At 44.5% G+C, this 8,933-nt stretch carries 7 protein-coding genes; 4 read left to right on the forward strand and 3 right to left on the reverse strand.

The features are described 5' to 3' along the window. Window positions 1-242 precede the first annotated feature (242 nt). Window positions 243-3,266, forward strand: a complete 3,024-nt coding sequence (locus tag AB4263_RS12335; protein ID WP_029236400.1) for an HD domain-containing phosphohydrolase — start codon at window positions 243-245, stop codon at window positions 3,264-3,266. A 42-nt stretch (window positions 3,267-3,308) separates the two neighbouring features. Here AB4263_RS12335 and AB4263_RS12340 read toward each other — a convergent pair whose 3' ends face one another. Further along, window positions 3,309-4,337, reverse strand: a complete 1,029-nt coding sequence (locus AB4263_RS12340) for a DMT family transporter (protein WP_372098282.1) — start codon at window positions 4,335-4,337, stop codon at window positions 3,309-3,311. 91 nt (window positions 4,338-4,428) lie between these two features. Between AB4263_RS12340 and AB4263_RS12345 the strand changes: the two genes are divergently transcribed. Both AB4263_RS12345 and AB4263_RS12350 read left to right on the forward strand, forming a co-directional pair. Then, entirely contained in the window at window positions 4,429-5,376 is a 948-nt protein-coding gene (locus tag AB4263_RS12345) for a LysR substrate-binding domain-containing protein (RefSeq protein WP_102428808.1), read from the forward strand. 36 nt (window positions 5,377-5,412) lie between these two features. Next, on the forward strand, window positions 5,413-5,733 hold the full coding sequence (locus AB4263_RS12350) for a heavy metal-binding domain-containing protein (protein ID WP_004730185.1): 321 nt from the start codon (window positions 5,413-5,415) through the stop codon (window positions 5,731-5,733). A 106-nt stretch (window positions 5,734-5,839) separates the two neighbouring features. On the opposite strand, the gene AB4263_RS12355 is transcribed toward AB4263_RS12350, so the two are convergent. Both AB4263_RS12355 and AB4263_RS12360 read right to left on the reverse strand, forming a co-directional pair. Continuing rightward, window positions 5,840-7,096, reverse strand: a complete 1,257-nt coding sequence (locus AB4263_RS12355) for a peptidoglycan DD-metalloendopeptidase family protein (protein WP_372098283.1) — start codon at window positions 7,094-7,096, stop codon at window positions 5,840-5,842. A gap of 161 nt (window positions 7,097-7,257) precedes the next feature. Continuing rightward, window positions 7,258-8,097, reverse strand: coding sequence for a tetratricopeptide repeat protein (locus AB4263_RS12360; protein WP_017069419.1), 840 nt, complete (start codon window positions 8,095-8,097; stop codon window positions 7,258-7,260). Window positions 8,098-8,373: 276 nt separating this feature from the next. On the opposite strand from AB4263_RS12360, the gene AB4263_RS12365 reads away from it, so the two are divergent. After that, entirely contained in the window at window positions 8,374-8,889 is a 516-nt protein-coding gene (locus tag AB4263_RS12365) for a cytochrome b (RefSeq protein WP_372098284.1), read from the forward strand. Window positions 8,890-8,933: the final 44 nt, after the last annotated feature.

Here is an 8,933-nt window from a genome sequence, read left to right on the forward strand (position 1 = left end):
AGAAAATGAATGCCTAATGGCAACAATTCGGCCAGTTTATCAGCTGAAAGTGACAATTAGCACCCAAACATAAAGGTTTATTACTGGTTCATTTACACGACACGGGAATACGTGGCTAACCAGAGCCAGCCAGCGCTTGGTCTTATCTAAGTCGAACCGCACACACTCGGTAATTGCGCCAATTTTTTGCAACCTACCCAAGTTCGTCAATACTTAAACTAGCCTACAAACTGGAGTGTTAGATGAGAAGAAGACGATATCCGCTGAGTATCCACATCACTAGCCTTTTCCTAATTTTGACAACACTTGTCGGTGCGGTATTGATTTCGATTAGTTATCGGCACTCCCAAGAGCTGCTGCTAGGCACAGTGCGCGAGATCAGTAATGAGCACCGCGACAAACTGGAATCAGTATTTAAACAAGCCATTGCCCCTGTTATCACAACCTTAAATGTGATGGCGGTGAGCCCGTTTGTTGCTCATCAAGCTTCCGCTGTCGAAAAAGACTCTTGGCTTGCTTCGGTCGATATCATCTTCAAGCAAAACACCAATTTGGTCGCTCTATTTTATGGTTCTGAAGATGGTGACTTCAGAATCTTTCGTCCATTAAGCACCAATAAACAGAGAGCCGAAAACAGCGCGCCCGCTAAAGCGACCATGATGGTCAGCAGCACCAATCTAGACGGTGAAAACTTTATTACCTATCTTGATGGCGCACATCAAGTGATCAGTACTCGACAAGCAGAGAGTAAGTTCAACCCCACCACTCGTCCTTGGTTTCGTAACGCAAAGCCTGATGGCTCAATACAACTCTCTGAGCCCTATCTATTCTATTTCCTGCAAACCAATGGCATTACACTCTCTAGGCGTTCTGCCGATGGCAAGCATGTGGTTGGTGCCGACTTTACGTTGAGTTCCCTCTCTTCTCAGATCAGTGAATTAGCTTATTCTCCGCAAACCCGACTCGCCTTGTTCGATCAACATTTTAATCTTCTCGGTCAGCATCAACTTGAGCTATCAGTACCCAAGCCTGACTCCCAATCTGATGACACAAGTAAAACTGAGCAAACGAACAACCAAACGACGGGGAATCTCTCTGGCAGTGAGCAAGACCAAAGCTTCTTTAATGTGCCCAAACGTGAACAGATGGAAGCATTGAAAGCGTCCGTTATTGCGCCGCTTATCTCTGATGAAGAGAAGTTTAACCTCAATCTAAAAAACGTTGAGTACAACTTAAACACTTGGGCACTAACGCTAACGCCGGTTCAACTGACTCAAAATGTCACCTTATACTTGGCAGAAGCGACGCCACACAATGAGCTGCTCGCTGATCTTATCTCGATGCGAGACAAGCAAGTTGCGGTTGCGATTGGGATGTTGTTCATCTGCTTCGCTATCGTATGGTTTGTTGCTAATCGACTGTCTCAGCCGCTCAATACGCTGATGCAACTCACCGACAACATCGCTCGGTTCGACTTCAGGCGTACTCATTATCCCAAAAGCATGATTCAAGAAGTGGCTAACCTCGCCCACTCGATTGAGCTAATGGAACACACGCTTCATGATCTGATTACCCTACTTCGAGACACCGCCGGGAATCAGGAGTTTTCGATCTTAGCCAAGAACATTGCTCATCAAAGCTATTTAATTACCAAAGCAGAAACCATTGTCCTTTTCACTCAATCCAAAGAGAAAGACGTGTTTGATACGGCAGCCAACCTTGCCATTCTTCCTTTTAAGGCCGACATCAATGACTTCATCAAACACACGCCTTGGTTGCTGTGTCAGCTTAAATCTGGTGAGACGATCCATTTGAACAGAGAAGACAATGTTCTCAACTATTACCAAGATTCGATCTTCAATTCAGACCTGTACCTATTTCCACTATTAAACCGAGAGAAACTGTTGGTAGGGATTGTGGCAATTGGCTATGAGAGACCAATTACCAAGATGCAGGCAGACAAGCACGCCTTTTTAAGAGAGTTGCTCAGCTTTGCGGAAATAGCGAAAGACAACATCGACCAAATGCAGCAACAAAAAGACATGCTTAATGCCTTTATTGAGCTGATTGCATCGGCGATTGATACCAAGTCACCTTATACGGGCGGGCATTGCCAACGAGTGCCTGAGCTCACCAAATGGCTAACTCAAGCAACCATAGATGATGACCGCTATTACCCGCAATTCTCATTGGACAGTAAACAGTGGGAAGAGTTGATGCTCGCCGCTTGGCTTCATGACTGCGGCAAGGTGACCACGCCTGAATATGTGGTAGATAAGGCAACAAAACTGGAAACCATTTACGACCGAATCCACGAAGTGCGAATGCGTTTTGAGTTGTTGAAACAGCAAGCGGAAACCGATTACTGGAAAGCGATGGCGAACGGTGCACTACAAGAAGAACAACTCAAAATACTCGAACAAAGCCTGTCTGAACTGGATGAGGAGTTTGCCTTCGTTGCTGAGTGTAATCTTGGCGGCGAATCTATGACGGAAGAGCAGCTAGAACGCTTAGATCAAATAGCCAAACGCCAATGGAAACGTACACTGGATGATCAATTGGGTTTGTCTTGGTCTGAAAAAGAGAGATTTAATACCCAAAAAGAGTCGGTTGAGAAAGAGAGAACTGAGCCAACAAGTCAGGAAAAGGGTTTGCCTGTCATGGAGCCTCTGCTTGCAGACAAACCGGAGCATAAAATACCTTGGGACAATGGCTTTAACCCTGCCGATGTATGGCAAGAAGCGTTTGTACTTAAGCCCGGAGAAGTTAAATACAACCAAGGTGAACTGCACAATTTGAAAGTACGCCGTGGTACGCTAAACGATGAAGAACGTTTCATGATCAACGATCATATTATCCAAACCTTCACCATGCTCAACAAGTTGCCTTACCCGCCTTACCTTCAAAACATTCCGGATATCGCCAGCGGACACCACGAACGTATCGACGGTAAGGGATACCCAAGAGGCTTAAACGAAGACCAGTTACCTCTGCCGTCGAGAGCAATGGCAATTGCTGATGTCTTTGAAGCGCTCACCTCTAGTGATCGCCCTTATAAGAAAGGTAAACTCTTAAGCGAATCACTCAACATCATGACCGACATGGCCACCAGCGGTCATATCGATCCCAAGTTGTATTTACTGTTTTTGGAAAACAAAATCTACGATAAATACGCTGAGCGATTCCTAGAAATGAACCAACGCTGCGAGATTGACCCGCACGAACACATCGACCGAGTAAAAGAATACATACGCTCATTGTTCTAAGTTTTAAATTAACCATTCAGAGGATAAGCCATAACTCAATGGTTAGCTTTTAGCTGCCGAGTCCAATACCGCAACGTCCACTACAGTCGCTACAGCCCCTGTGACTCGAGGCGTTTGCTTGGCTTTTTCTTTGCTGTGTCTCTTCGCTAATAGTGTGTTGGTAATGCTCGCCACAACAATCAGGTTAATGCCAATCATCTGCTGAGTAGAAAACACATCATCAAAGAACAAACCCTGCCATAAGGCGCTAAACAGCATGTTAGTAAAAATCAGTGGTGCCAACTGGGAACCGCTGTCTGCAAGCTTATAAGCCTTGGATCGGAAAATTTGAGTATTGATGGTAAACAGTGCGAGTCCAAATGCACCAAGTCCAATCCAACGCAAATCATCAAACGACAGCAAAGTCGTTAAAGCTCCATACACACTATCCCCCTGAAGTACATCTGGTACAGCAGAAACAGAAGTAAACACAACCATCGGTATCACAATGATTGCCGCGACCAAGAACGTCCACGCGTTTAGCTCTGCGGGTGTCAGGCTAGTTTTAGACGCTCGGTACAAACTCACTTGCGAGCCAGAATTAAATACCCCCGCGAGAAGTCCAAGCAGAAGCGCAGGTCTAAAGAACTCAGAACCCAACTCAAACTGCGACCAATCCCCCGCCATCATCACTACGCCAACAAAAGTGACAGCTAAACACACGATCGTCGTTGTATGAATCTTGGTTCTAAATATTAACTTTTCTAACAACGGAATAAACAGAGGACCCGTACTGAATAACACAACCCCTTCAACCAGCGTTAAGGTTTGCAGTGAAGTAAGGAAACACCACTGACACGCCACCATAAAGATCGCTCGCATCACCAAAGGTTTCCACATTTCTCGTGTCGGCTTGCTGATTTTGTAAAAAGTCAGAAAAAGAAATAAAAACAGACTGGGTAACAAAAAACGCACAAAACTGAGTAACGAAGTGGGCATCACTTCAGATAGATACTTGGCCATCAAGCCACTTAAAGACAAACTGAACGTCGACAACAACATGAAAGTCGTCGCCTTGGTAATATCAGACATAATTATCACCTCCTATGACATCTATTTTAGAGGCGTGACGTAATGAAAAATAGCGAGTAATATTAACTATAACTGTAAGGAAAACTTACCAATGAAAAAACTCGTTCCGCTTAAATCCGTTTATGCTTTCATTGCTGTTGCTGAGACTGGCAGCATGACCGACGCCGCGCGGGTATTGTACGTCAGTCACTCTGCGGTAAGCCAAGCGATAAAGTCGTTAGAACAACTGGTCAACAAGCCTCTGTTTCAACGAGTCGGTCGTCGTGTTGTTCTTAATGCCGCAGGTAAGCGATATTACCGCAAAGTTGCTCCCGCACTTGAGCAAGTGATAGAGGCGACCGAAGAGCTTGCCAGAACGCCTAACGACCACCGCATTACCCTCAACATGGTCAATTCGCTCGCGATGCACTGGTGGATCCCACGAGTTCCCGACTTCCAAGCCTTCGCTCCCTCACTTGATATCCGCATTTCGACGCTAACTGGCCCTTTCGATATCGAGCAGGAAGGGGTCGATGTTGCGCTTGTACATGGCAAACCCAACGAGTGGGAACAATATTACAGCGAGAAACTGGGCGACGATGACCTAATCTTGGTGTGTAGCCCTACGATATTAAAAAACCAGACCGGATTGAGCGTCGAACAACTCGTCAAACAAAACCCGACCATTGGCGTTTTTAACCTCAGGCGACAACACGACTGGCAAGTGTGGTGCGACAATTACCAAATCCCAATGCCCACATTCCATAGCAACCTGACATTCGATGTCTCCATTCAAGCAGTACAAGCTGCGATTCGTTCACTAGGCGTATTGGTTACACATCGCTTGTTTGTGAAGGATGACATCAGCCACGGGATGCTTGTCGAACTGGGTAAACCGGTTGCTAACCCGCACCAAGATTTTTACTTTGTTTGCCCAAAAAACAAATTAAAACAAGAAAGTGTGCTAAAACTGAGAACATGGTTAAGACATGAATTCACACGCTCAGAGACAGCACTGAACGATGACATTCAAGAGCAAGACCAAACTATCAATCAATAAGCGAGTGACAGCTCAGCAAGCTTACAAGAGGCCATTATGATTATTACCACCACACAATCAGTCGAAGGCAAGCGCATTGTCGATTACAAAGGGGTTATTGCCGGAGAAGCCATTCTAGGGGTGAACGTTTTCAAAGATATGTTTTCAGGAATTCGTGACTTTGTGGGTGGACGTTCTGGCACCTACGAGAAAGAACTGGAAAAAGCACGTAACTACGCGTTCAAAGAGTTAGAACAGAAAGCGATTGAAGCGGGTGCCAACGCGGTGGTAGGCGTAGATATTGATTACGAAGTCTTGGGAACAGGTAATGGCATGTTGATGGTCTCTGCTAGTGGCACGGCAGTGGTGGTTGCTTAACTGAATCACTCGCTAAATCATGCGATTACCTAGAAAAACGCCCCTTAGCTGAATCGCTAGCTAAGGGGCGTTATTGTATTCGCTGCCAAACTAGGCTTGAATATCTCTAACTCGCACGATCTTCTGGCTCAGAAATCATGGCATCAAAAGAGGCAATTCGAGCCAAAAACTCTTTTCTATCTTTAGGCATAATTGAGCTTGCCATTGGTAAGTTCGCCTTCATCGCATCGACGGCGCGACCACGAACCAATACCTCAAAGTGCAAGTGCGGGCCAGTAATACGACCAGTAGCACCCGATAGCGCAATTTTCTGACCTCGCTTAATTTGCTGACCTTTCTTAACTAAGAAGCGGCTCAAGTGAAGATAACGCGTCGTATATATGCTGTTGTGTTCAATCACCAAATATTTACCAGCATACGGGTGGTCACGAAGTGCCACCACTCGACCATCACCAGTTGAATAGATAGGTGAACCAACAGGTGTCGCAAAGTCGGTACCATTGTGCGGTGAGATTCGCCCAGTTACTGGGTGTCTTCGTGTCGGATTGAACGAAGAAGTGATTCTTCGGAATTTTCTGTCGACTGGGTATCTATCAAAGGCTTGCTCTAGACTATTTCCCTCTCTGTCATAAAAAAGACCATCTGGTGCTAGAAAAGCTGCGACTTCTCGGTTTCTTAATTGAATTGAGATACCTTGAATTTCTGTTTTACCCGTTAGGTGATCATCCGTGTACTGCTCTTTGACCAATACATTGAAGCTATCACCAGCTCTCAGCTCTCGAGCGAAGTTGACTTTGTCTTTTAGTGTGCGGGTGATATTGGCTATCTGGTTAGTAGTTAACCCCGCTTTGTAGGCTGACGTTGAAAAGCTACCGTGAACACTACCCGCATAGAGTTTTTCTTTCCATTCGCCTGGGATCTCGTGGAATTTATAGGTGAAGCTACCATCATCGTTTCGAGTAAAGGCTGCTTGCTCAACCAAACTCTCGTGATAAATCAGCTCCACAAGCTGTTTTGAGGCACTATCCAAAAGCAACTCTAGATGGTCACCAGGTTTTATCGTATCGAGTTTCAAAGATTCAAGATCCGCTTCCATGATCTTATGAACCGTTTCATAAGGCAGATTCCATGACTCGAATATGTTACTGAGGGTATCGCCAACTTTCACAAAATAATGGACCTTAACCAAAGAGTTGGGAGTCGCTTGCGAGTCGATGACTTCCTTATCATTAGGTTGAGAACCTTGGTAAGGTGTTATTTTGATAGAGATTTCTGGTGCTGGTTTGGAGTGAAAAGAGAGCAAAGCAGCAAGGGAAAATGCGCTGATCGCAGTAACGATCAGACCAATACGGAGGAACTTCATAAAATACTTAGCGGTTATAACGAGGAACTTAGAAAGTGTTATAACATAACAATTAAATCAAAAAAATAAATGAAATGTAAGAAACCATAGCGCGATAGGTGTGAAAGTATGGTGAGCATGCAAAGCCCACCACCTTAGTTAACACGGATCTTTACCTCATATTACTCTTCACGAAGTACTTCGAAGCGTTCTAAGCCTCGCAGCATCTCAAAGTCCGGCTCTTCAGTTAGCAGCTCTCTCATGGACCCACTGGCTTCAATAGCGCGCTCTAAGTCATCGATCGCTTGACCTTCTGCCCCTAATCGAGCATAGGCGCAAGCACGTTGATACAAGGCATGAGCATTTTGGTCATCGACTTCTAATACACGGTTACAAAGACTCATTGCCCAGTGGTATTCCTGTATATCCATAGCAGCGTCAGCTTTGGCAGTAAGTGCTTCTAAATCTCCAGGACGAACCTTCAGTATTTCATCGTAGATTTCAATTTTTTGCTCTGCCGTTTGTGCGTTCTGTGCTCTCAACCATAGGTTATGAATCTCATTGATAATTTCAATTTCGCGGTTGTTGTCGGAAATGATTCTGGTCTTGCGCTTAAGATCCCGTTCAAGAACATTAAACTTCTTCTCATAGTCTTGAGCGATAGAATTAAGTCGCTTATCAGCCATGTCTTGAGTTGTGTGTTTAAGCTCTTTGATGGATTGCCAACCCACCAGCGCGATAAGAGAGGCCACACCAGCAATAATGTAGAAGAAGTAGGTTACGGTTACATTGGCGTAATTCAGAGACTTGTCTGCCACAGTCAGTTCCCGGTCAGTCATCTGAATGGTCAAGCGTCTTTCAAGATCCTGCTGTTCCATTCGAAGCTGCTTCAACTCATCCAAGATATAGCGTTCCATCAGCGGTCTATCCAAATACTCTTGTTCCGAGTACTTAACCTCTTCGCTTGCAAAACTCATCGTGCTGAACACCGAGATAACTGCAATCAATAAGATTCGAAGCATTATACATTCCTTATATATTTATCTTTAGACTAACTGTATCTCGTAATAGGCATACAAGCTAGGAAGTCGACAAGTTTGCTATGTCCATATTGGAATTAACACTCTAAAACATCATTGATAATTATAAAACACCTGAAGCAACATCATTAATTTCTAAATTATAAAAATACCGCGTAATACTGTTCTATATGATTAATTCGCGATGCGAATATACCGAAAAATGGTTTATTGCATCGAGATGAATCTTATATTAATAACGATCAGAACGAGGTTAATTTGAATAATCCACGATACGATTTAGTAAGCCGTGTACTGCACCGGGTAATGGCTTCTGTAATCATCTATGCAACAATCTCAGGGTATGTGATGCACTATGTCACCAGTCATCCAGAGCTGTTTTCTTTTCTGTCAGTGCTCAACATGTCATTGGCGACCGTTGCGACGCCACTGCTTGTGGTTCGTTATATCTGGAGCCACTTTCGCTCGTCGCCAAGCATGCCAACCTCTGTGCCTGAAGGGCAAAAATGCGTTGCCAAGCTTGCACACTCTTTGATGTATCTTGTGATGTTTATGGTTTTCAGCACCGGCTACTTAATGCTAAAAGAACCGTACTCTTTATTTTGGTTAGTGAGCGTAAATAATCTAATTACCGATTCTGCAATCAACGGCTTCTTTTTCTATTTACATCGTGCCAGTTGTATTGCCCTAGCCTGTTTAATTGTGCTGCATATCAGTGCCGCACTTAAACATCACTTTGTCTCTAGGAACTATGTATTGGAGATGATGCTCTAGATTCAAAGAATTCAAGACAATTTGCACAAAATCGAGTAGGAGGA

This window comes from Vibrio sp. 10N.261.55.C5, assembly GCF_041470505.1.
GTDB classification, from domain to species: Bacteria; Pseudomonadota; Gammaproteobacteria; order Enterobacterales; family Vibrionaceae; genus Vibrio; species Vibrio crassostreae_C.

Coding starts and splice junctions, on each gene's coding strand:
- AB4263_RS12335 (WP_029236400.1), top strand. CDS start 243: ATGAGAAGAAGACGATATCCGCTGAGTATCCACATCACTAGCCTTTTC.
- AB4263_RS12340 (WP_372098282.1), bottom strand. CDS start 4,337: ATGTCTGATATTACCAAGGCGACGACTTTCATGTTGTTGTCGACGTTC.
- AB4263_RS12345 (WP_102428808.1), top strand. CDS start 4,429: ATGAAAAAACTCGTTCCGCTTAAATCCGTTTATGCTTTCATTGCTGTT.
- AB4263_RS12350 (WP_004730185.1), top strand. CDS start 5,413: ATGATTATTACCACCACACAATCAGTCGAAGGCAAGCGCATTGTCGAT.
- AB4263_RS12355 (WP_372098283.1), bottom strand. CDS start 7,096: ATGAAGTTCCTCCGTATTGGTCTGATCGTTACTGCGATCAGCGCATTT.
- AB4263_RS12360 (WP_017069419.1), bottom strand. CDS start 8,097: ATGCTTCGAATCTTATTGATTGCAGTTATCTCGGTGTTCAGCACGATG.